Origin of the sequence: Paenibacillus durus ATCC 35681 (genome assembly GCF_000993825.1) — a bacterium.
Lineage (GTDB): Bacteria > Bacillota > Bacilli > Paenibacillales > Paenibacillaceae > Paenibacillus_AQ > Paenibacillus_AQ durus_B.
The window spans coordinates 1,740,350-1,761,881 of sequence record NZ_CP011114.1; the positions used below are offsets into that span (position 1 = coordinate 1,740,350).

The following is a 21,532-nucleotide window of genomic DNA, read 5'->3' on the forward strand; positions in this document are numbered from 1 at the left end:
AATAAAACCGTTTGTGCCGACGCGCAGTCTTTATTATATAGAGATAGGAGATGCCGGCGCATACATAAAAAAGGGGGGATGGACGTGGAGAGCCTGATCAAAGAAGAGTCCGTCATTCTATCGGATGAAGATAGCTTCTTCGGGCTTGTGGCGGAGAACAAAAGAACGTTATACGGCATTGCCTACAGCTATCTCCGCAGTGAATCGGATGCGCTTGAAATGGTGCAGGAGGCGACCTGTAGGGCTTGGGTCAAACGCAATAGCCTAAAGGATGAGGGCCGGTTCACCCCGTGGCTTATCCGAATTCTAATTAACTGCTGCAACGATGAACTGAAGCGCAGAAAACGGGTGATTCCCTCTGAAATACAAGGGAGCGAGTCCGGTGTAATTGAAATGGCGAGTGACCGCAAGCTGGACATGGAGCGGGCGCTGGACGGCGTGAAGCCAAAGTACCGGCAGGTGCTTGTTCTGAAATATTACCGGGATATGACGCTGATTGAAATTGCGGAGGTGTTGGGGAAACCGGAAGGAACTGTAAAGACATGGCTGAACAAAGGCTTGAAGCAGCTCCGGGACAAAATGAAAGGGAAGGGAGATGACCGCTATGTTTGAACGTGAAGAGAAGCTGGCCCGGGATTATTTTCACGCTGCTGACCGGCAGTCGTCGCTAGTATCCGAGCAGGAGCTGGATGCAGCGATTCATGCCGGTATCGCCGAAGGGACCCGCAGAGGTAAGAACGTCCGTAGACGTTATGCTTTCACAACCGCGGTTATTCTGACCGTCGCCCTGTTGTTCATCATCTCGTGGCTGGGGGGACCCGGTAGTCAACAGATGACCGCGGTTCAGCCCAAGAACTGGGGGGAGTTTGAAACGTACCGTTCAATCGCGAAGAACAATATCACTATAAAAACGGCGCTGGACGCCGGACTGGTCATACCTCTCCACATTTCAACGCAGGAGAAAAACGGCTACAGAATTACCCTGGACGGCATGATCGCCGACCGGCGGGGTATGATGCTGCTGTATACGTTTGAGAACCGGAGTGCGCAAAAGGCGACGGTCACCCATTTTTCGTTGAAAGGCCCATCGAACTATTCTTCCACTTCCTATTGGGCCGGCGGCGACGGAAGCCCGGGAATCACCCATAATTACTTCCAGCTCACTTTGGAAGAAGGACAGAAACTGTCTGAAAGGCTGACGGCTGAAGCGATTGTAATACCGGATACTCCTGAGGCTCAACTTTCCAGCTCGAACAAATTCAGAACCTCACTGACCGCCGGTTTTACGGTGGATACCGCGGAGATTGAAAAGTCCGGCCGTGATATCGACATCGGCAAAACAATGACGGTCAGCGGTCAGCATATTCATATCGAAAAAGCCTATATCGGACCGACAGGAATATACTTGAATGCAGTATATGACGATCAGAATGCCAAACGTATATTCAGTGTGATTGAGCCGACGATTATGTCCGGAAAGGGAGAAAAGGAAACAGCTCTGACTTCCTACATGACGCAGAGTGTGAATACTCCGCTGCAGACGATGGTTTTCCACAACAATAATATGGATGCCAAAGGGCCGCTGAAGTTTACGATCAAGGGAATCCAGGCTTTAGATAAATCTGATCTTAAGCTTGTCGTCGATACGGAGGCCCAAAAAATAATCAAGGCGCCTGACGACCGATTAACGCTATCCGACCGAAGCACCGATATCAGGACCGAAAGCAGTTCGGGCGTTGAGGGGAGAGCAAACTCCAGTCAACTTGTACTCCAATTAAGTACCAAGCCTACTACGCATGACGAAATGACTCGCCTGTCATTTGATCTGGACGACAGCTTTACGGACGGCGAGGGAGTGAAGCATTCGATTTACCGGAACGAAGGAACTTATTGGGAATCCGGAGGCAATTCGGAGGGATGGACAGATACTGGTATTTTCAATCTAGGGTTCGCCAAGCTTCCGCAGCCGCTTACCTTTACGATTAGCAGCTACACGAACCCTATACTTGAGGAGCAATCCGTCCGAATCCGTTAATAATTATTCCAAAAAGCCGCCTCCCACCCGCTTTACAATCGTGGGCCAGAGGCGGCTTTCTTGGCTTATTTCCCGGCAAGAGCATCGCAGAACGCTTTGCCGTATGGCGGGAGATCGGGTGGACGGCGGGCGGAGATGATATGGCCATCGACAACGACAGGCTCGTCCTTCCAGATTGCTCCGGCGTTCTCCATATCGTCCCGGATGCCTGGCGTGGAGGTTACCGTAACGCCTTCCAGAATTTTTGCGGAAATCAGCACCCATCCGGCATGGCAGATCTGCCCGATCGGTTTCCCGGCTTCGTTGAAATCGCGGATGAGCTGCAGCACAGCGGGATAACGGCGGATCTTATCCGGAGCCCAACCGCCCGGAACCAAGATGCCATCGTAATCGGCCGCGTTCAGTTCATCCCAGGAGTATTCGGCGATCGCCGGTACGCCGTACTTGCCGATATAGGTTTTGCCTTTTTCAAGCCCGGTCAGATGCACCTCCGCGCCTTCCTCCCTGACCCGGTATACCGGATACCAAAGCTCTAAATCTTCAAACTCGTCGTCTACGAGCGCGATAACTTTTTTTCCGGCCAGTCTCAATTGGCTGCAGCTCCCTTCGAAGTAAGTAGTCCCGTTTATTTTAGCAAATACAAAAATTGAAGTCACCCCTCATCATGAACAAATTATCATATATGGTAAATTAATCATTTTATGCAAACGAGAAGGTTTTTTTGCAGGAGGAGCGAATATAAATTTAAAATAACTTTTCTAAATTTAATTCATTCTTTTGAGGTGCAACTATGTGCAATGAAAACCAGCTTTCTCAAATCTGCCGCTGCGGCGGCGAGATGACTATACATATACATACGCTGATTTATAAAGCTAAAGTGAAAATCGCGGGTGTGCCTGTATTTATGTGCCGTTCCTGTTTCCATTATGAGCCGCATCCGGCCGTTAAGCGGGATTTAAGCTTAGTCATTCAGGAGCTAGGCAGTGAGCCCCAAAGAAACAGCTTCTCTTTTGCCGAACGCAACGAGTGGGCCTCCGTTCTGAATGATACTTTTACTATGTTTAAAGACGAGGAAGGTGATCTGGAGCAGGTTGTTCAGGAGGCCATGGGCGACAGGATTGATCTGCTGCTGGATCTGTTCCAAATTGCCGCTGCGGCGGCTGATCCGGAATGGACGGGGGAGATCGAGAGCAGGCTGCTCAAGCTCATTTGCCATACGGCCTCTAAAGTGTCGTGATTTTTTCTGCAAAAATAATGAAAATGTTTCAGAAACATTGGATTTTTTCGTCGATATTTGTTACCATAAGAAAGAGGTTACATTCCTGTGAAACCGGGTTGTAAACTTACGGACAAGTCCAGTCTTATATGCGGAAAAGTCCAGGCAGCTCCGTCGCCTTGCGCACTGGTTGAAGCTATTCAGTCCTATAGCGTGCCAGGCGATGACGCGAGAAACTGGGTATCCGGTACCAGCCGCCCGGGCAATTTTTTGTCAATAATGGGTAGGTGGTATGGATTATGTCCTATTTTCGTATAACCGCTTCGATGTTGAGATGACTTTTGAAAGGAAATTGAAGCGTTATCATTGCACAAAAATACAAATTATCGTATCATGATTTTTAACTAGGTCGAACGATAAAATTTATCGCAATGGAGAGAGTAATTTGACGGTAACCATTTACGATGTAGCGCGTGAAGCAGGCGTATCTATGGCAACGGTATCACGGGTTGTGAATAACAATCCAAATGTGAAACCGCAAACCCGCAAGAAAGTGTATGAAGCGATTGAGCGTTTAGGGTATCGTCCCAACGCCGTGGCTAGAGGTCTTGCCAGTAAGAAAACGACGACCGTTGGCGTTGTTATTCCAGACATATCCAATTCCATTTTTGCGGAAATCGCCCGCGGAATCGAAGATATTGCCAACATGTATCACTATAATATTATTTTGTGTAACGCCGACAAGCGCAAGGAGAAGGAAATCCGCGTCATCAACACTTTGCTGGAGAAGCAGGTGGACGGGCTCCTCTTCATGGGCGGCACGGTGACGGATGAGCATATTCTGGCTTTCCAGACGTCCTCCGTTCCGATTGTTCTGTGCGCGACGAGTGATGAGAAGGGTGTGTATCCTTCCGTCGATATCGACCATGAGACTGCCGCATTCGACGCGGTCAATACTCTGATCCGTCACGGTCACCGCGAAATTGCGATGATCAGCGGCACGCTGCAGGACCCGGCCAACGGCTATGCGCGATTCCATGGATATAAGAAAGCGCTCGAAACGGCCGGAATTGAGTACCAAGAAGATCTTGTACGTATCGGAAATTACCGTTATGAATCCGGCGTTGAGGCTATGAAATACTTCCTGGGTCTTAAGAAGAAGCCAACGGCAGTCTTTGCCGCAACGGATGAAATGGCCATTGGCGCGATCCACAGCATTCAGGACGAAGGTCTGAAAGTGCCGGATGATTTCTCGGTTATCAGTGTGGACAACATTCGTATGGCATCGATGGTCCGTCCGCTGCTTACGACGGTTGCACAGCCGATGTATGACCTTGGCGCGGTAGCCATGAGGCTTCTAACCAAGCTGATGAAGAAAGAGACCGTGGAGAATCCGCGAGTCATTTTGCCGCATGAGACCATTCTGCGTTTGTCCGTTAACCATCTGAACAAATAATTTCGACATCACCCATTAGGGCTGCTGCGGGCTGCTTCGTAACCCGGTGTAGAAGAATATGAGTCGGCGTATAAAGCTCCGTCACGGGGCTTTTTATGTTTTTATTTATTATTTTTAACTGGAGGTCAGCCTAATGGAAGCTGTAAGCGGCATTATTGGAGCTATGGATGAGGAAATTAAACTGCTGCTGGAGCAAATGGAGCACAGTGAAGCGGTTGTCAAAGCAGGAATTACATATTATAAAGGCTCAATCGCCGGGAAGTCCATCATCGTCTGCAAATCGGGAGTGGGAAAGGTGAACGCCGCCGTCACTACGCAAATTATGATTGATGCGTTCGGCGCGCAAAAAATACTGTTCACGGGAGTGGCCGGAGCGCTGCATCCGGAGCTGGAAGTCGGGGATATCGTCATATCTTCGGAATGTATGCAGCATGATATGGATGTTACGGCGCTTGGCTACGCCCGCGGCATTATTCCGTATCAGGAGACGTCGGTCTTCCCGGCTGATCCGGAGCTTGTACAGTTTGCGGAAAAAGCCTGCCAGGATTTGGGAGTCCGTTATTTAAAGGGAAGAATACTTTCAGGCGACCAGTTTATTGCCAGCCATGAATCGGTCGTCATGCTCCGGGAGCAGCTCGGTGGAGCCTGTGCGGAAATGGAAGGTGCGGCTCTGGCCCAGGTGTGTCAGATGAACGGTATTCCGTTCGTTGTTATCCGCTCTATGTCCGATAAGGCCGACGGGTCGGCGAAAGTCAGCTATGCGGAGTTTACGGAAATCGCATCGCGGCAGTCTCATCAAATTCTAAGCGTCATTTTAAATGAATTGCTATAACCCTTGAAGGCAGTTCGTAGCCTGGGAGAAGGTTTTCAGATTATCTGCGGCGTACCCAATTAGATCGACTACGCTTCATCAACCACGATCATAGGACGGTACGCCCGGGTATTCAGGCTGCTGGCTTAATTCAGGATGGATTGTAAGCGCTTGCTGTGATATACTTTATTTTGACATAAAAAGTTCACATTTGCTAGCTTGACTTCATATCCATGAAGCACGAGAGGAGGCAAGGATAATGGGGAAGTTTCATGATGAAATTTTACCTCGCCGGATGTACAATTCCAATTTGGCTGATTACGGTCAGGCTGTCGCCCATTTCAAGTGGGAGGATGTTGAACGACAGTTCACCTGGTACGAAACGGGTAAAGTTAATATGGCGTATGAGGCGGTTGACCGCCATGTGGAGGAAGGCCGGGGCGAAAAGACGGCGCTGCTGTACAGTGATCCGATACGTGAAGAATCCTATTCTTTTGCCGATTTGAAAGAAAAGTCGAACCGATTCGGCAATGTGCTGCGTAAATACGGGATTGGCAAGGGGGACAGGGTATTTCTGTTCATGCCCAGGCAGCCCGACCTGTATTTCAGTCTGCTGGGCATCTTGAAGATAGGCGCTGTCGCAGGACCGTTGTTCGAAGCGTTCATGGAAACGGCGGTCAAGGACCGGCTTGAGGACAGCGGGGCGGTCGCGCTGGTAACTACGCCGGAGCTGCTGCAGCGGGTGAAGCGGGAGGAGCTTCCCGACCTGCGTTATATTTTTCTGGTAGGCGGGGATTCGGACCCTGAAAAAGGACTGATCAGCTATGATTTGGAAAGCGCTTCCGCATCTGCGGAGCTTGAACCGGAGTGGCTGGGCCTTGAGGATGGGCTGATTATGCATTACACATCCGGTTCGACCGGTAAGCCGAAAGGCGTATACCATGTGCAGCTTGCGATGGTTCAGCACTATTATACCGGAAGAGTCGTGCTTGATCTGCGGGATGATGATATATACTGGTGCACGGCCGACCCGGGATGGGTTACAGGCACGTCGTACGGGATTTTTGCCCCGTGGCTTAACGGCGTCACCAATGTCGTTCGCGGCGGACGCTTCAGTCCACGTGATTGGTACAATACGATTGAACGCTACAAAGTAACGGTATGGTACAGTGCTCCGACGGCGTTCCGCATGCTGATGGGGGCGGGGAAAGAGAGTCTGAAAGGTGTTGATTTGAGCAGTCTGCGCCATGTCCTCTCCGTTGGCGAGCCGCTCAACCCGGAAGTCATTCGCTGGGGAAACAACGTATTAGGTCAGCGCATTCACGACACCTGGTGGATGACAGAGACGGGCGGACAGCTGATCTGCAACTATCCCGGAATGGACATTAAGCTAGGGTCTATGGGACGGCCGCTTCCTGGCATCACCGCCGCAATTCTGGATGATCAGGGCCATAAATTGCCTCCGTATTCCATGGGCAATCTGGCGATCAAGACGCCGTGGCCGTCCATGATGAACCGGATTTGGAATAATCCCGCCAAGTACGAGGAATATTTTCACATTCCCGGCTGGTATATCTCCGGAGATTCCGCGTATATGGATGATGAAGGGTACTTCTGGTTTCAGGGGCGGGTTGACGATTGTATCAATTCCTCGGGTGAAATGATCGGACCTTTCGAGGTGGAGAGCAAACTGATTGAACACCCTGCCGTTGCGGAGGCTGGAGTCATCGGCATACCGGACGCCCTGCGCGGAGAAATCATCAAAGCCTTTATATCGCTGCGCGAAGGATATTTGCCTTCGGATGAGCTGAAGGACGAAATAGCGGCGTTTGTAAAATCAGGGCTTTCCGCCCATGCCGCGCCAAGGGTAATCGAGTTCAAGGATAAACTGCCGAAGACCCGCTCCGGCAAAATTATGCGCCGGGTGCTCAAAGCCTGGGAGCTTCACCAGCCCGCCGGAGATCTATCGACAATTGAGGATTAGGCATAAAAAAGACGGTTGACCACTCGCCCGCATCCGGGCGGCTGTCAACCGTCTAATTCGTTCTATAGACTGCTACGGTAACGAAGTGCCATTGGCCTAATGAACGATACGCTTCCCTCTGGTATTCACCTTGTTACTTCTGCCTTGCGCCTTGTTCTGGCCGCTGTGTTCATTGGGCTGAATCAGGGCCGCCCAGGATCAACGGCGGTCCCAGGATCTATGGCCGTCCCGGAATCAACGGCCGTACTAGGGGACGTACCTGGTCCATCAGACGTACCGGGAGACGCGCTTGGACTCGGCACAATGTCCACTCCAGGTGTTGTTTCAATACCCGGTAAGAGGATGTCTTCCGGACTTGGCGACGGCTCGGGCGTCGGCGCGCCACCGCCGACACTGCCTGAAGCCGTTTCATTTCCGGCCACATCAACCGCTGCAACATAAAAAACAGCATAATCGCTTGCCGAGTTATCCGCAGTGAACGATGTGCCATCCCCGGCTAGGAGTACATCTACTTTTTGGAATGGACCTCCGTTCACGGAACGGTAAAGCCGGTAACCGACGACATCGGGTGAGCCGCTCTGCGTAAAGCGGATAACCGCTTTGCCGCTGCCATAGGAGACTTCTACATTCCGCGGCGCCGTTGGAGCGCTGCCGTTGTCCTCGCGAGGGTCCACCTCCGTCGGAACGCCTGTCTTAGCATCCGCCGGCAGATAGTACCCCAGCGGTTCATGCTCCCTCATGGATGGAAAGGCTGCCTTCAGTTCCTTGATCAGTTCCTCAATCGGCTTCTCTCTGGAGACAACGATCCTTTCCTTCAGAAAGTCATCCGGTGTTCCGTCACGCGGGATATAGTTCACTCCGCCGTAAGTAATGTATTTGGCATGTGAAATCCCGTCGTCACTATCCTTAGGCACAAATTTTTTGTTGAAAATATCGGTCGTAAACTTATCCGTAAGCGAGGTTGGCTGCTTGCCGCTGTATGCCGATACGGTTTCTTTGACGATGCCGTCCGGCTGATCAAATTTCTGCGTAGGGAACAGGTCCGGTTTTTTCTCAATAACCGCGTTCATTACCTTAGCCCACAGCGCCTGTGCCTGTTTCCGCTGCGTTTTGGTTGTAAGTGTATTGATCTGCTCCTTATAGCCGACCCACATCCCCAGCGTAATGTCAGGCGAGTAACCCATGAACCATACGTCCGCATAATTCTGGGTAGAACCCGTCTTGCCGACAACCGGGATATCCTTGAAATGCTTGTAATTGCTCCTAACCGTGCTCCCCGTACCGTTGGTAATAACGGTGCGCAGCATATCCGTCATTAAATAAGCGGTCTGCTCGGAGAATACACGCTCCGGATTAGCCTTATGCTGATAGATGATTTTTCCCTTCGAATCGACGATTTTCTCGATCATGTATGCATCGTTAAATACGCCTTTGTTGGCAATGGCGGAATAGGCATTGGTTAAATCTTCAACGGACACGCCGTATTTTAACCCCCCAAGAACCCCGGTCTGTGCGCTATAGTCTTCGTCCTGTATGGTTGTAATTCCCAGCTTTTTAGCAAAAGCCCAGGCATTCTTGATCCCAACCTTTTCATCGAACAGCTTAAGCGCCGGCAGGTTCAAGGAGTTGTTGAGCGCATATCTTGCCGTCACGAGGCCCTGATAACGGTTATTGGCGTTCTTGGGAATGTGAAAGCCCTTCGAACCGTCCTTCAGAATAATCGGCGCGTCGTCCAGGATGCTTGCGGGTTGAATCAACCCTTCCTCTAGAGCGGGCAGATAAGCGGCGATCGGTTTCATTGTCGAACCGGGCTGACGGACCATCTGGGTGGCGTAGTTCATGCTTTCGACATTAAAATCGCGTCCTTCGATCATTCCCAGAATCGCGCCGGTCTTGTTGTCGATCATCATGCCGGCGGTTTGTTCGAGACCTTTGGTCTTGCTTTTCTTGGTAAAATTGCTGCTGTCCTCGGAGATGCTGTGCATCGCGCTGTATACTTTTTTATCAATCGTTGTATACACCCGGTATCCGCCTGTCAGCAGCTGCTGGCGAGCCTCTTCAAGCTGTGAAGCGCCCTTGGAGCTGTCCTGGTTATTGTTCGCCAGAGACAGCAGGATTCCCGCCGCCTGGCGCTCCGTTTCCATCATGAGATAAGGAAAAGTAACGTAAGCTTTCTTGGTATGCGGAGCCAGAGATTTCTTGATGTCAAAGGCCAACGCTTCCTGGTATTGGGGAGGCGTAATTTTGTTCTCCTCCAACATACGCCGCAGGACAAGGTGCTGGCGGTCGAGCGCGCGGTTAAACGCAGCCTCATTGAATTCCCCATACCCGTTGAACGCCGAGTAGGCGGAAGGAAGCTGGGGGAGGCCCGCCAGATAGGCTGCCTGGGCGATATTCAGCTTATCCAGATCGTCGATGCCGAATAATCCTTTGGCCGCCGCTTTGATGCCGTAGACGTTATAGCCGTTCGCTCCGTTGCCGAAGGGGACCTTGTTCAGGTAAGCCGTTAAAATTTCATCTTTGCTCAAAAAGCGCTCCAGCCGCAGTGACAGCAGGATTTCCTTCACCTTGCGGTCTTCCGTCTTATCCAAGCTTAAAAATACGCGTCTGGCAAGCTGCTGGGTAAGGGTGCTGCCGCCGGTCTGTACGGACTCGTTCAGCAGTTTTTGCTTGACGGCGCGCATCGTGCCGCTGATATCCACTCCATGATGCTCGTAAAAACGGTTATCCTCTATGGCGAGAACAGCGTCAATAATGATTTGGGGAATATCCTTAAAGGCGACTAGCCTGCGGTCTTCCTCCGTCCGGAGCTGGCCGATCGGCATGCCATCGCGGAAATAGGCGAATCCTGTCACGACATTCTCGCCGATTCTCTCCTGAATGGTCTGCTCGGAGCGGACAGGGTCATCTTTTACTATGGAAGCGACAAGTCCTCCTACGGCGCCGCCGGCGAACAGGACGCCCATTACGCCAAGGATGAACATCCATTTCACGACGGAACCGACCCTGCGCAACCAGGACCTTCGCGGGCGAATGTCCGTCGCTGTTTTTTTCATATTTTCCTGAGCCATCGACATCCTCCTTTTAACGGAATTTATTATAGCACAATTTGGCTTATTTTGAATGCGCTTGTAGGAGATGCGGTTTTACGGACATTGACTTTTCAAAAGATCATGTGATATAAATAAATTCAATTGGATATTTCTAAAGGCGGAGAAGGGCATCAGTAAAAGGGAATCCTTGGTACTCAGAGAGTCGGTGGATGGTGCGAACCGATGGCGGGACCTTTTGAATTACAGCCTGGAGCCGTCCGGGGGAACGGATAAAAGCATCAAGCCTTGTCCCAGTAGTCCGGCACCGGGTACGATAAGCGCCCGTTATTTGAATGAAGCGAAGGCTCTGAAGCGTCCTGTTATAGTTTGGCGGCGAAGAGCTTTAACTAGGGTGGTACCGCGAGTCTCTTTCTCGTCCCTTGGGATGAGGAGGAGGCTTTTTTTTGTGCGTTATTTAGGAAGTATCAACATCAAAAGGGGTTGCTATTATGAAGTGGGAAGAATTAACGCCGGAGCAGCAGCTTGAGACCGAGCGCCAGCTGGAGATTATCAAGCGCGGCGTCGTGGAAATTGTACCGGAAGAGGAACTGAAGCGGAAAATCATGAAATCGGTCGTCACCGGTGTGCCGCTTAATGTCAAGCTGGGTCTGGACCCGTCCGCGCCGGATATCCATGTGGGCCACACGGTCGTTATGCATAAGCTGCGCCAATTTCAGGAGCTGGGCCATCAGGTGCAGCTGATTATCGGGGACTTCACGGGGCGGATCGGGGACCCGACGGGCAAATCGGAAACGCGCAAGCAGCTGACTGAGGAGGATGTGAAGCGCAACGCGGAAACGTACAAGAAGCAGCTTCATAAAATCCTAGATCCCGAGAAGACAAAAGTATTCTACAATTCGGAATGGCTCGGGCCGATGACCTTTGCGGATGTTGTGGGATTGTCCGCCAAAGTGACCGTTGCGCGCATGCTGGAGCGTGACGATTTCACCAAGCGGTACCAGAGCGGACAGCCGATCAGCATCCACGAGTTCTTCTATCCGCTGATGCAGGGGATGGACTCCGTGGCTCTGAAAAGCGACGTGGAGCTCGGCGGAACGGACCAGAAATTCAATCTGCTGATGGGACGCACGCTGCAAAAAGAATACGGCGTCGACACCCAGGCTGCCATTATGACTCCGCTGCTTGAAGGCCTTGACGGCGTACAGAAGATGAGCAAGAGTCTTGGCAACTACATCGGCATTGACGAAGAGCCGAATGAAATTTACGGCAAAGCGATGTCCGTCCCGGACGAGCTGATGCTGAAATACTATTCGCTTGCGACCGACATCGGTAACGAGGAATTGAAAGAGCTGGAGAAAGGACTGGAGTCGGGAGCGGTTCATCCGCGGGACGCCAAAATGAAGCTGGCGCATACATTCGTCAGAATGTATCACGGCGTTGATGCGGCAGGTGCCGCGCAGCAGCACTTTGTGACCGTATTCCAGCAGCGGGCGCTGCCGGACGATATCGAGACGGCGGTTCTGCCAGCAGCGGAGCTAACGGACGGCTCCATTCGGCTGATAAATCTGCTTACGCTGATCGGTTTTGCCTCATCCAACGGGGAGGCTAAGCGCAGCATTCAGCAGGGGGCGGTCAAGCTGAACGAACAGAAGCTGAGCGACCCGAATGCGGACATCGTTCCCCAGGATGGGGATATCATTCAGGTAGGCAAGCGTAAGTTCGCTAAGCTGACTTTGGAATAGGTAAGACGCACGTGTTATTAGCATAGGCGAGCATAATAAGGAGGAGGGTGAACGGAGCAATCCGGATCACCCTCTTTTTGGCGTACCTGCGAGAGGGCATATGCGGATTCGTGCAGGAAAAATTGGCGGAAGAAGCCATCGGCAAAATGATTTGGTGATGTGCGTGCAACGTAAAGAAGCCTCCGGAAGTTCCGGAGGCTTCTGCCAGACGATTAACGGTTGTAGAATTCGACGATTTGTTTCTCGTCGATGTCTTGGGAAAGCTCAGCGCGCTCAGGGAAACGGATGAACTTGCCTTCCACTGCAGCGTCGGAGAATTCCAGGTAAGCTGGCAGATGAGTGCGGTTAGTCAGTGCTTCCTTAACGGAAGACAAGCCGCGGCTTCTCTCACGAAGGCCGATAACGTCGCCGGTGCTTACGAGGTAAGAAGCGATGTCAACCTTTTTGCCGTTAACCGTTACGTGGCCGTGGGATACCAATTGACGCGCTCCTGCACGGGAGTTGGCAAAGCCAAGACGGTAAACGAGGTTGTCCAGACGGCTCTCAAGCAGGAACATGAAGTTCTCGCCCGCGATCCCTTGCATGCTGTGCGCTTTGTGGAACAAAGTGCGGAATTGTTTCTCGCCCAAGCCGTACATGTGACGCAGTTTTTGCTTCTCCAGAAGCTGTTGACCGTAGTTGCTTACTTTTCTGCGTTGGTTAGCGCCATGCTGTCCCGGAGGGAAAGGGCGTTTCAGGTCTTTGCCAGTGCCGCTCAGGGAAATGCCCAGACGGCGGCTGAGTTTGAATTTAGGTCCGGTGTAACGTGCCATGTTATAGTAGACTCCTTTTTAATTGTGATTTCATCAGGGCTCTATTTGCGCCGCTGTTTCGTAATTGCGACAGACCGAATTGGCGCCGCGCTGCCGGGAAAGTTCAGCCGCTGCCCCATGCAGACGAAAAGCGTGAGGGTGACACAACGTTACGCCCAATTAGAAGACTTGTTACAGTCTTGTTCAACAATATATATTATATGAAAATGTCATTCAAAGTCAAGGATGAATAGCGAAGTTTATGATATTTTTCGTATTTGGTTCTTTATACCTAAAAAATTCCTGGTTTTTCTCAAAAATTGATGCAGGACAGTTGAAAAAAGAGTAAAATAGTCTTATTGCAATGGCTGCGGATTTTTATTCGGGGCGCAAAGGAGGTGCTTCTTTATGTCAGAACAGGAAGCTAACGGCTGGATGGACGGCCATGAACGGATACGAAACGCCCAAGTTTTGGGCCGCGGCCTTAAGGATCCCGTTGAGTGGCTTGGGAGAATGGACATTAATCGGCACGACTTTCCTTATGCTTCAGGCTTGATTGCGGACAGTTTTCATGAGTGGTGCAAAAAGGAAGCCGCGCTGTCTTTTACAGAGTCGTGGAACTGGTGCGTATTTGATTATGCGGGTAAGTGGCTGGCTGGCAGCGGCGGAGCAAGCGCGCCGGACAGCCACTTATGGGAGCAGATTGCGGCTGTCAGTTTACAGACGGCTCGTGAGTGCACGCTCCAAATTGAAGAAAATGGAGTGGAAACGGCTTTTTTCGCGCTGCCGGTGATTACCAGGTCTAACGGGGAGATCTTTGCCCTGCTAGGATGCGCAATGCCCGCAGAGCAGTTCGCGAAAGGCGAACGCAATGCCGCCGAGGCAATGGCCAAGCATTTCAGCACATGCTTCTACAGGCAGTTCGAATATATGTTTGTGACCGATCTTGCAAGCGTACATATTCACGAAGAACGCGAGAACAGCCGCCGTTCGCTGCTGTTTCAGATTGTGCAGCGGATGTATGACAGCATCGACGTAGACGCTGTGCTGACTGAAGTAATTGCCAGTATTTCCGCGATGTATCCGGGCGCTGAGCTTACGCTCTACATGTCACAGGATCACCGCAGCGCGCATCCCAAGGTGAAGCCGCTCCCGCTTCAATGGAATCAGGATGAGGTCTGCGGAAAGGCGTTTAAGAGCGGACGAGCGGCCCTGCGGACGATAAATGCGGATCACCAGCTTGTAGAGATTGGATTGCCTCTAGGCGGCAAGCAGGGCGTATATGGTGTGTTTCATCTAGTGATACGGCTTCCGGCCCATCAGACCATGGATAACATGGATATGTCTTTTCTGTCGATGGTGGCGAGCACTGCGGGAACCGCCTTTGAGAATGCGAAGCTGTATGAGCGTTCCAACCAGCTTATACGCGAACTGCGGATGAGCAATGGGTTGACCGAACGCTTGAATCAGAGTCTTCAGCTGGGAGAAACGTTTGAAGCGGCTTTTGAAGGACTGCTGGAAATTTTTGAGGCCGACTACTGCTGCATTCTCCATTACAGCGAAGACAAGGGTGGACTCGAGGCGGTTCTGTGCAATCACCCCAGCCTCTGCAATGAAATGATCGAAGCCGGCAGGGGTATCGGAGGACAGGTATACTCCTTGGGGGAACCGGTCATTGTAACCGAGTATGACGGGTCGGGTACAAGATCGAAGCTAATGGACTTTACGGAGTCGCAATCGCTTATCGCCACTCCACTAAGCGTAGGCGGGGAAGTGCGCGGAGCGATTATGCTGGCCCACCGGCGGCCGCACTATTTTTCCTATGATAATTTCAGGCTGCTTCAAGCGCTGGCGGGTCAAATCGGCCTTGCCGTAGGCAATGCGCTTCTGCATGCGGAGGTGCATCGGCTTGCGAACAGAGACTCGCTGACCGGGCTGCATGCAAGACATTACCTCGATCAATCCATCAAGGAAATGCAGACCTGCGATTTCTGCGGAACTCTCGTTGTTGTCGATATAGACCATTTCAAATCGGTGAACGATACGTACGGACATCAAAAAGGCGACCATATTCTGAAGCAAGTGAGCGATATATTACGTGCATCAATCCGTCAGGGAGATCTGGCGGCAAGGTGGGGCGGCGAAGAGCTGGCGCTTTACCTGCCGCAGCTAAACGCAGAGCAGGCCTATATTGTGGCGGAGCGTATCCGGCAGCGGGTTCAGGAAGAGACGAGCCCTTCCGTTACCGTTTCCTGCGGTATTGCGGACTGGGACTTAACAGACAAGGACCGGCCGAGCGCGGATACTCTCTTTTACCGGGCGGACATGGCGCTGTACGAGGCAAAGAATAACGGCAGGAACAAAGTAGTGGTAGATCTTAAGGCATAGCAGAGAAGCACTGAGACTGACAAGAGGCTCCTAAGGAGGGATATTCCCGGCTTGGGAGTCTTTTTGCATAAGCTCCTTGAACATGGAAACGATAAAGCTACAACTGTGAAAAGAGGGTCTTGACTCTATGATGATACTGCTTGCGAAGAGGACGTTCACGGTGCTGCTGGCATTGTGCTGCTGCGGTCTGGCCGGAGGCTGCGGCAGGGAGAACGGAAAGACGGCCGGGGAGCTGCTGGATCTGGCTTTAGCCGGCATGACGGGAACCGACGGGGTGACATTTGAGGGAGAGACGGCGCTGCGTGTGGATGGCAGGCAGCTGCCGGAGGCATCGATATATTACGGCGGGGAGCTGATCAACCATAAATCGCTCCGGATTTATAAACTGCTGCCCGACTCGGCGAAGTCTCAGGAACTCCCGGGCGATCTGACGCAGCAGGCGGCAGGGCCGAATCTTTACAGCAGACTGGAGAAGAGCGGCGGGCAATGGAGGGTGGTGCCTCTGAACGAAGATCAAGGGGGCAGTCCGCTCCCGGGACTGAACCCCATCCGGCAGCTTGAGGAATTGAAGACAATGAATAAAACGGTGACGAGAGAAGCTGGGGCGGGAGGAAAAGTGCGGCTGCTGAGAATAGAACTGGACCCTCGGCAGGCCCATGATCAGCTAGCCGCCGAGCTCGAAGCGGAGATGAGCGCGCTCCGGACGTCTTCGGCAAGCGAAAAAAGCCCGGTTGCCCGGACGGCGGCCGGGGTTTCGGCATTAGAGAGACTGTGGGAGCAGGAAGACGGAGAACTGCAGCGCAGGCTTCGGGATGCCAAGGTGGCGACCGTTTACCATCTGGAGGTGGATGCAATGCGAAATCTACCCAAAAGCTTGTCCAGACAGCGGACGATTACCTTCCTTTCTTCCGACGGAAGAACGCGCCGGGAAACGTTTGTTTCCAGGGTTGATTTTTACGGATACCGTTAAAAAGCCCTCGCTTTGATGACGCTCTTTCCGCTTCATTCCGGTCGTGCTACAATAAGATAGCATGCTTATTTTTGCCAAAAAGGAAGGAAGAACAAGAGATGAAAGATCCGCGAATTCAGAAATTGGCCGCAAATCTGGTCGGCTATTCCGTAAACGTGCAGCCGGGAGAGAATGTGCTGGTCGAAATGGTCGGCAGCGAACGCGATCTCGTTAAAGCTATTGTAGAGGAAATCGGGAAGGCCGGTGGACATGCGTTCGTGCAGCTGATCGACCGAACCGTACTGCGCAGCATGCTGTTGACGGCTACTGAGGAAAGTCTGCGTACTTGGGCTGAGATCGATTTGAACCGTATGAAGCAAATGCAGGCATATATCGGCATCCGCGCCGGCGACAATGTCAACGACTTGTCCGACGTGCCGGAAGAGAAAATGCGTCTGTATAATTCGCTGTATTTCCATCCGGTACATAGCGAGCAGCGGGTGAAGCATACGAAATGGGTGGTTCTGCGGTATCCGAACTCTAGCATGGCACAGCTTGCCAATACGAGCACGGAAGCTTTTGAGGATTTCTACTTCAACGTCTGTAATCTGGATTACGCCAAAATGGATAAAGCCCAGGACCCGCTTGCGGAACTCATGAGCAAGACGGACAAGGTGCGGATCACGGGTCCGGGAACGGATATTTCCTTCTCCATCAAAGGCATCGGCGCTCAGAAATGCTCGGGTCACAGAAACATTCCGGACGGGGAAGTATACAGCGCACCTGTGCGCGATTCGGTTAACGGTACGATCAGCTATAATGCGGCAACCTTGTACAACGGCGTCACGTTAGAGAACATCAAATTTACTTTTGAAAACGGCAAAATTGTCGAAGCAACCAGCAACGATACCGCCCGCCTTAACGAGATTCTGGATTCGGACGAAGGTGCGCGCTATATCGGCGAGTTCGCCATCGGCCTCAACCCCTACATTCTGCATCCGATGAAAGATATTCTGTTCGATGAAAAAATCGCCGGCAGCCTTCATTTTACGCCGGGTCAAGCTTACGAGGAGACCGACAATGGCAACCGTTCCTCCATTCATTGGGATCTTGTGCTGATCCAGCGGCCGGAATACGGCGGCGGGGAGATTTATTTTGACGACAGACTGATCCGTAAAGACGGCCTGTTCGTCATTCCTGAACTCGAAGCGCTTAACCCGGAGCAATTGAAATAGAAGGACAAATATTAGATAAATCCTTGCACCGGTAAGCGGCTTCAATGTATCATGGAATTGTTTATACAGCATATAATTTCTTAAATTTAGTTGCGGAGGGATTCACATGTCCAGTAACAGTAACAGTAACAGTAACAATGCAGCCATTGTGGAAATTGCTCAAACAGCGAGTAAGTTCGCTTCCTCGATCGTCCTTCAGGCCGACAACAAGTACATTGACGTAAAAAGCATCCTGGGTCTGTTCACAACTCTGGTATCCAGTCAGAATTATGAACTACACGTACACGGAAGCGATGCCGAAGAGGCGAAGAAGGCGATGAGCGAAGTCTTCGCCAAGTACGACTTGAAATTTACAGTTGTAGAGGAATAATACCGGTTTTAGTAAAGGCTCTGCCGCTTTCGGCAGGGCTTTTTATAGTGACTGGAGAACTGTATTCTTGTATTGGCAACCAATTTCGACTAATATTAAATATAATAGCGATGAAGCTGTAAAATTTGGACATGGGGGGGAAGATGCATGACTTCGTCGGAATTGCAGGAACAATTAAATACCTTAGCAGTCACTCTTCTGCAAGAAGATGCCGATAAGATTCAGAAGCTCATCGAAGTGCAGATGGAGAATCTGGCTACTCGATACTGCCCTCTCTATGAGGAAGTGCTGGACACCCAAATGTACGGCTTCTCCAGAGAGGTCGACTTTGCGGTCAGAGCGGGCCTGCTGCCCGAGCTTACGGGCAGAGAAATTGTAAGCAAGCTGGAGCGGGAACTGGCTGTATTGTATGAAGCGCTGAACGAAAAGGCGAAACAATAGAACGGATCTTTTTCGTTACACAACCGGACAAACCCGTAATAACAAATCGCGCCTGGGATTCCAGGCGCGATTTTTGTGCTGCGAGTTAAACGAGGTAGAAGGAAACGCCAAGGATAACATATACGCCAAGCAGCAGCAGTCCTTCGTACCAGTTGGTCGCGCCGTCCTGGGTGATGGATCTGGCGATGAAGACCGCTACTGCGATCGCCACCAGCTCAATCGTGGTAAAGACAATGTCCATCGTATTGCCAATAAAGTAGCTGGCGAAAATAAGCACAGGCGCCACGAACAGGGCAATTTGCAGGCTGCTGCCGACCGCGATTTCCACAGCCGCGCCGATTTTGTTCTTCATGGCGAGCAGGATGGCGGCGCTGTGCTCCGCCGCATTACCAATAATCGCAACGAGGAACGCGCCCACGAACAGCTCGCTGAGTCCAAAGCGTTCAGTCAGGCTCTCGAGCGTGCCAACCAGCCATTCACTGACAAAAGCGACCATTACAGTGGCGAGAATCAGGTACAGAATCGATTGGCCCCTTGACCATGAGGGCGTGTGCTCGTTCGGCAGCTCTTCCTCATTGTCTTCGGTAACGTCGTCCAAATATTGTTTATGCGTAATCATCGAGAAGAGCAGCCAGGCGATATAGGCGATGATCAGGACCCCGGCTACAACCAGGCTGAGCGTATCCGTCTCCCCTTCGGTTATCGAATGGGTATTCAGGAACATGGCCGGAACGAACAAGGCAATTACGCCCACAATCATCAGCGAGCCGTTCATCCCGGCAAGTGTAACATTGAAACTCTGCACCTTGTACTTTAAGCCACCCGCGAAGATGCTTAGTCCCAGCACAAGCAGCAGGTTGCCGATAATGGACCCGGCCAAACTTGCTTTTACCATGTCGAACAACCCTTCTTTAACAAGGAAAAAAGCGATAATCAGTTCGGCGGCGTTGCCGAAGGTAGCGTTAAGAAAGCCTCCCAGCCGTTGACCGGCGTAATGGGCGACGCTCTCCGTGGCCCTGCCGAGAAATCCGGCTACGAATACAACGGCGATGGCGGACAGCACGAATTGAAGCGTATGATCCCAGTTGGCGTAATGTCCGATGGCGCTAAGTACGAAGGTGATAACGAGCAGCGATGGAGAAATCCATTTCTTCAAAGTAAAGCACACTCCAATCTTCTTATTATGTACGTAACTCAATATACCCAAATTGTTCCGGTATGTAAACGAACATGCATCACTCATTTGCATTTTAGCCTGTTTAGGAATTACAATAATTGATAACGAATGTAGGAGGGAAAATGGCATGGCGGAACAACTTCAACTGGAAATGGGAAATATACGAATCTCTAATGACGTAGTCTCAAAAATTGCCGGTATGGCTGCCTTGGAGACTCCAGGAATCGCAGCCATGTCAGGAGGGTTGTCTGAGGGCTGGGCCAAGCGTCTTAGCGGTAAAAACGTGCAAAAAGGCGTAACCGTGGAAGTGGGGCAGCTGGAGGCGGCGGTAGATTTGCGGATTATCGTGCTGTACGAAACGCCGATCCACGAGGTATGCCGGATGCTGCAGCAGAACGTCCGCGAAGCGATCGAGAGCATGACAGGCCTGCGCGTCGTCGAAGTGAATGTCAAGGTGGAAGGCGTTGCTTTCAAGAACGATGAAATTTCGTAAGCAAATACTGTGAATGCGTGTGTTTCCGTAAGTAAGTCATAAAAAAGGGTGCTCCTCCGTACCGTCAGGTATGAGGGAGCACCCTTTTGTTCAAATATAAGAAAGTATAAGCTTCGCGCTTAACAGGACGGCGCAGCAGTTTCTTCTTGTGTATGCGGTCGTTAGCGGGAGACTGAACTGGTGATTCTGACCGACTTTGTATGCTCTTCTTTTATTGGCCGGGAGTTTTCCCGCGAAATATTAAGAATAATGCCCATCGACAGCATCGTGACCAGAAGCGAAGAGCCGCCGTAGCTGATAAATGGAAGCGTAACACCAGTCAGCGGAATGGTCTTTGTTACCCCGCCGATATTGACAAATGCCTGAATCGCGATAAGTCCCATGACACCAATGCCGATCAACGTTCCGAAAGGGTCCTTGCACCTAAGCGCCACGAGAATGCCTCGCCAGATAAAATAGAGATAAACCAGCAGAAACAGAAGCGTGCCGGCAAAGCCGAGCTCCTCTCCGATGACGGAAAAAATAAAATCCGTATACGGGTATGGCAGATAGTGCAGCTTTTGCACGCCTTTGCCGATACCGGAACCGCCCAAGCCTCCCTGTCCAAGCGCAGTCAACGATTGAATGATGTTAAATCCTGCGCCTTCGGCGTCCTGGGTCGGGTCGATAAAAGCTTCGATCCGTCCTTTTCGGTAATCCTGATTCACCGCTGCCTGCTCCGAATGGGGAGAGAGCGAGTCAATCACCATTTTTCCGCCTATGACCAGACCCGCGCCCAATACGAGCAGTACGATGGACACCAGGATATGCTTAAGGCTTGCTCCTCCGGCATAAATAACCAGTCCGCTTGTGGCGACGAGAATAAGGCAGGAGCCCAAATCGGGCTGAAGCATAATCAGTCCCGCTACGATACCGACGATGACCATGACCGGTATATAACCTGACCGCAGATCACGCAGGCGTTCGCCTTTTTTGGTAATCAGGGCGGCCAGATACAGGATAATCGATAATTTGGCAAGCTCCGTCGGCTGGATGCCGAGTCTGCCAATGCTCAGCCAGCTGCTTGCCCCGTTGATCCGTTCGGTGGAGGCTACGAACAGCAGCAGAATAAGCGTAATAACAAACAGCGGCGCATACCACTTCTTGAACTTGCTGTAGTGAATATTCATGGCCGCAAACATGGCAACCGTTCCGAGCAGAACCCAAATGATCTGCTTTTTCACAAAATACAGCGGGTCGTTACCGAATTTCTCGCTGACCAAAGTGAGAGCTGAACTTGAACTGAAGACCATAATGAGGCCGAATCCCACGAGCAGCAGCGTCAAAATTAATAGTTGAAAATCGGGTGTGCCCTTTCTTGGGCGATTGTCGTTATCTTTCATTCCTTCATC

18 protein-coding genes and 1 other annotated feature are annotated in these 21,532 nt (G+C 51.4%); of the genes, 13 read left to right on the forward strand and 5 right to left on the reverse strand.

Annotation, left to right across the window (positions count from 1 at the left end; translation table 11 throughout):
* The first annotated feature begins 84 nt into the window (after positions 1 to 84).
* Both VK70_RS07830 and VK70_RS07835 read left to right on the forward strand, forming a co-directional pair.
* Positions 85 to 612: a sigma-70 family RNA polymerase sigma factor gene (locus VK70_RS07830; protein WP_025697059.1), complete on the forward strand. Its 528-nt coding sequence runs from the start codon at positions 85 to 87 to the stop codon at positions 610 to 612.
* Positions 605 to 2,035, forward strand: coding sequence for a DUF4179 domain-containing protein (locus VK70_RS07835; protein WP_025697057.1), 1,431 nt, complete (start codon positions 605 to 607; stop codon positions 2,033 to 2,035). Before VK70_RS07830 ends, VK70_RS07835 begins: the two co-directional genes overlap by 8 nt.
* 65 nt (positions 2,036 to 2,100) lie before the next feature.
* Here the strand turns inward: VK70_RS07835 and VK70_RS07840 are convergent, their stop codons facing one another.
* Positions 2,101 to 2,625, reverse strand: coding sequence for a type 1 glutamine amidotransferase domain-containing protein (locus VK70_RS07840; protein WP_025697055.1), 525 nt, complete (start codon positions 2,623 to 2,625; stop codon positions 2,101 to 2,103).
* Between the two features lie 200 nt (positions 2,626 to 2,825).
* Here VK70_RS07840 and VK70_RS07845 point away from each other — a divergent pair, with 200 nt between their 5' ends.
* The 4 genes from VK70_RS07845 (at position 2,826) to acsA (ending at position 7,502) form a co-directional block, all read left to right on the forward strand.
* A complete protein-coding gene (locus tag VK70_RS07845; RefSeq protein WP_025697054.1) occupies positions 2,826 to 3,272 on the forward strand; it encodes a hypothetical protein in 447 nt (148 codons plus the stop codon).
* A gap of 424 nt (positions 3,273 to 3,696) precedes the next feature.
* The gene (gene ccpA, locus VK70_RS07850) at positions 3,697 to 4,707 is read left to right on the forward strand and encodes a catabolite control protein A (protein WP_025697052.1); all 1,011 of its coding nucleotides are present in this window, start codon (positions 3,697 to 3,699) and stop codon (positions 4,705 to 4,707) included.
* A 133-nt stretch (positions 4,708 to 4,840) separates the two neighbouring features.
* On the forward strand, positions 4,841 to 5,539 hold the full coding sequence (locus tag VK70_RS07855; protein ID WP_025697050.1) for a 5'-methylthioadenosine/adenosylhomocysteine nucleosidase: 699 nt from the start codon (positions 4,841 to 4,843) through the stop codon (positions 5,537 to 5,539).
* Between the two features lie 238 nt (positions 5,540 to 5,777).
* A complete protein-coding gene (gene acsA / locus VK70_RS07860) occupies positions 5,778 to 7,502 on the forward strand; it encodes an acetate--CoA ligase (protein WP_046723094.1) in 1,725 nt (574 codons plus the stop codon).
* Positions 7,503 to 7,684: 182 nt separating this feature from the next.
* On the opposite strand, the gene VK70_RS07865 is transcribed toward acsA, so the two are convergent.
* Entirely contained in the window at positions 7,685 to 10,573 is a 2,889-nt protein-coding gene (locus VK70_RS07865) for a transglycosylase domain-containing protein (RefSeq protein ID WP_025697046.1), read from the reverse strand.
* Between the two features lie 133 nt (positions 10,574 to 10,706).
* Positions 10,707 to 10,978 (forward strand) — a binding site (T-box leader).
* Between the two features lie 65 nt (positions 10,979 to 11,043).
* Between VK70_RS07865 and tyrS the strand changes: the two genes are divergently transcribed.
* Complete coding sequence (tyrS, locus tag VK70_RS07870; RefSeq protein ID WP_025697045.1) at positions 11,044 to 12,297, forward strand: tyrosine--tRNA ligase; 1,254 nt, start codon at positions 11,044 to 11,046, stop codon at positions 12,295 to 12,297.
* A gap of 212 nt (positions 12,298 to 12,509) precedes the next feature.
* Here the strand turns inward: tyrS and rpsD are convergent, their stop codons facing one another.
* Positions 12,510 to 13,109: a 30S ribosomal protein S4 gene (gene rpsD / locus VK70_RS07875; protein ID WP_025697044.1), complete on the reverse strand. Its 600-nt coding sequence runs from the start codon at positions 13,107 to 13,109 to the stop codon at positions 12,510 to 12,512.
* A gap of 387 nt (positions 13,110 to 13,496) precedes the next feature.
* Here rpsD and VK70_RS07880 point away from each other — a divergent pair, with 387 nt between their 5' ends.
* The 5 genes from VK70_RS07880 to VK70_RS07900 all read left to right on the forward strand — a co-directional run bounded on the left by VK70_RS07880 (position 13,497) and on the right by VK70_RS07900 (position 18,471).
* Positions 13,497 to 15,476, forward strand: coding sequence for a sensor domain-containing diguanylate cyclase (locus tag VK70_RS07880; RefSeq protein ID WP_025697042.1), 1,980 nt, complete (start codon positions 13,497 to 13,499; stop codon positions 15,474 to 15,476).
* A 127-nt stretch (positions 15,477 to 15,603) separates the two neighbouring features.
* On the forward strand, positions 15,604 to 16,446 hold the full coding sequence (locus VK70_RS07885) for a hypothetical protein (protein WP_025697040.1): 843 nt from the start codon (positions 15,604 to 15,606) through the stop codon (positions 16,444 to 16,446).
* 98 nt (positions 16,447 to 16,544) lie between these two features.
* The gene (locus VK70_RS07890; RefSeq protein ID WP_025697038.1) at positions 16,545 to 17,660 is read left to right on the forward strand and encodes an aminopeptidase; all 1,116 of its coding nucleotides are present in this window, start codon (positions 16,545 to 16,547) and stop codon (positions 17,658 to 17,660) included.
* 106 nt (positions 17,661 to 17,766) lie between these two features.
* Positions 17,767 to 18,030, forward strand: coding sequence for an HPr family phosphocarrier protein (locus VK70_RS07895; RefSeq protein ID WP_025697036.1), 264 nt, complete (start codon positions 17,767 to 17,769; stop codon positions 18,028 to 18,030).
* Positions 18,031 to 18,177: 147 nt separating this feature from the next.
* Positions 18,178 to 18,471 carry an Fpa/YlaN family protein gene (locus VK70_RS07900; RefSeq protein ID WP_025697034.1) on the forward strand — a complete coding sequence of 98 codons (294 nt, stop codon included), beginning with the start codon at positions 18,178 to 18,180 and terminating at the stop codon, positions 18,469 to 18,471.
* Positions 18,472 to 18,556: 85 nt separating this feature from the next.
* Here the strand turns inward: VK70_RS07900 and cax are convergent, their stop codons facing one another.
* Positions 18,557 to 19,627: a calcium/proton exchanger gene (cax, locus tag VK70_RS07905; RefSeq protein WP_025697032.1), complete on the reverse strand. Its 1,071-nt coding sequence runs from the start codon at positions 19,625 to 19,627 to the stop codon at positions 18,557 to 18,559.
* Between the two features lie 148 nt (positions 19,628 to 19,775).
* On the opposite strand from cax, the gene VK70_RS07910 reads away from it, so the two are divergent.
* Positions 19,776 to 20,141 (forward strand): Asp23/Gls24 family envelope stress response protein, encoded by a 366-nt coding sequence (locus VK70_RS07910; protein WP_025697030.1) that lies wholly within the window; start codon positions 19,776 to 19,778, stop codon positions 20,139 to 20,141.
* Between the two features lie 161 nt (positions 20,142 to 20,302).
* On the opposite strand, the gene ftsW is transcribed toward VK70_RS07910, so the two are convergent.
* Complete coding sequence (ftsW, locus tag VK70_RS07915; protein ID WP_025697028.1) at positions 20,303 to 21,523, reverse strand: putative lipid II flippase FtsW; 1,221 nt, start codon at positions 21,521 to 21,523, stop codon at positions 20,303 to 20,305.
* Between the last annotated feature and the right edge of the window lie 9 nt (positions 21,524 to 21,532).

Excerpts from the sequence above, each read along its gene's own strand:
- acsA (WP_046723094.1), top strand. The coding sequence starts at position 5,778 with ATGGGGAAGTTTCATGATGAAATTTTACCTCGCCGGATGTACAATTCC.
- tyrS (WP_025697045.1), top strand. The coding sequence starts at position 11,044 with ATGAAGTGGGAAGAATTAACGCCGGAGCAGCAGCTTGAGACCGAGCGC.
- rpsD (WP_025697044.1), bottom strand. The coding sequence starts at position 13,109 with ATGGCACGTTACACCGGACCTAAATTCAAACTCAGCCGCCGTCTGGGC.
- VK70_RS07855 (WP_025697050.1), top strand. The coding sequence starts at position 4,841 with ATGGAAGCTGTAAGCGGCATTATTGGAGCTATGGATGAGGAAATTAAA.
- VK70_RS07910 (WP_025697030.1), top strand. The coding sequence starts at position 19,776 with ATGGCGGAACAACTTCAACTGGAAATGGGAAATATACGAATCTCTAAT.
- VK70_RS07890 (WP_025697038.1), top strand. The coding sequence starts at position 16,545 with ATGAAAGATCCGCGAATTCAGAAATTGGCCGCAAATCTGGTCGGCTAT.
- VK70_RS07900 (WP_025697034.1), top strand. The coding sequence starts at position 18,178 with ATGACTTCGTCGGAATTGCAGGAACAATTAAATACCTTAGCAGTCACT.
- VK70_RS07880 (WP_025697042.1), top strand. The coding sequence starts at position 13,497 with ATGTCAGAACAGGAAGCTAACGGCTGGATGGACGGCCATGAACGGATA.
- VK70_RS07835 (WP_025697057.1), top strand. The coding sequence starts at position 605 with ATGTTTGAACGTGAAGAGAAGCTGGCCCGGGATTATTTTCACGCTGCT.
- VK70_RS07865 (WP_025697046.1), bottom strand. The coding sequence starts at position 10,573 with ATGGCTCAGGAAAATATGAAAAAAACAGCGACGGACATTCGCCCGCGA.
- VK70_RS07885 (WP_025697040.1), top strand. The coding sequence starts at position 15,604 with ATGATGATACTGCTTGCGAAGAGGACGTTCACGGTGCTGCTGGCATTG.
- ftsW (WP_025697028.1), bottom strand. The coding sequence starts at position 21,523 with ATGAAAGATAACGACAATCGCCCAAGAAAGGGCACACCCGATTTTCAA.
- VK70_RS07845 (WP_025697054.1), top strand. The coding sequence starts at position 2,826 with ATGTGCAATGAAAACCAGCTTTCTCAAATCTGCCGCTGCGGCGGCGAG.
- VK70_RS07895 (WP_025697036.1), top strand. The coding sequence starts at position 17,767 with ATGTCCAGTAACAGTAACAGTAACAGTAACAATGCAGCCATTGTGGAA.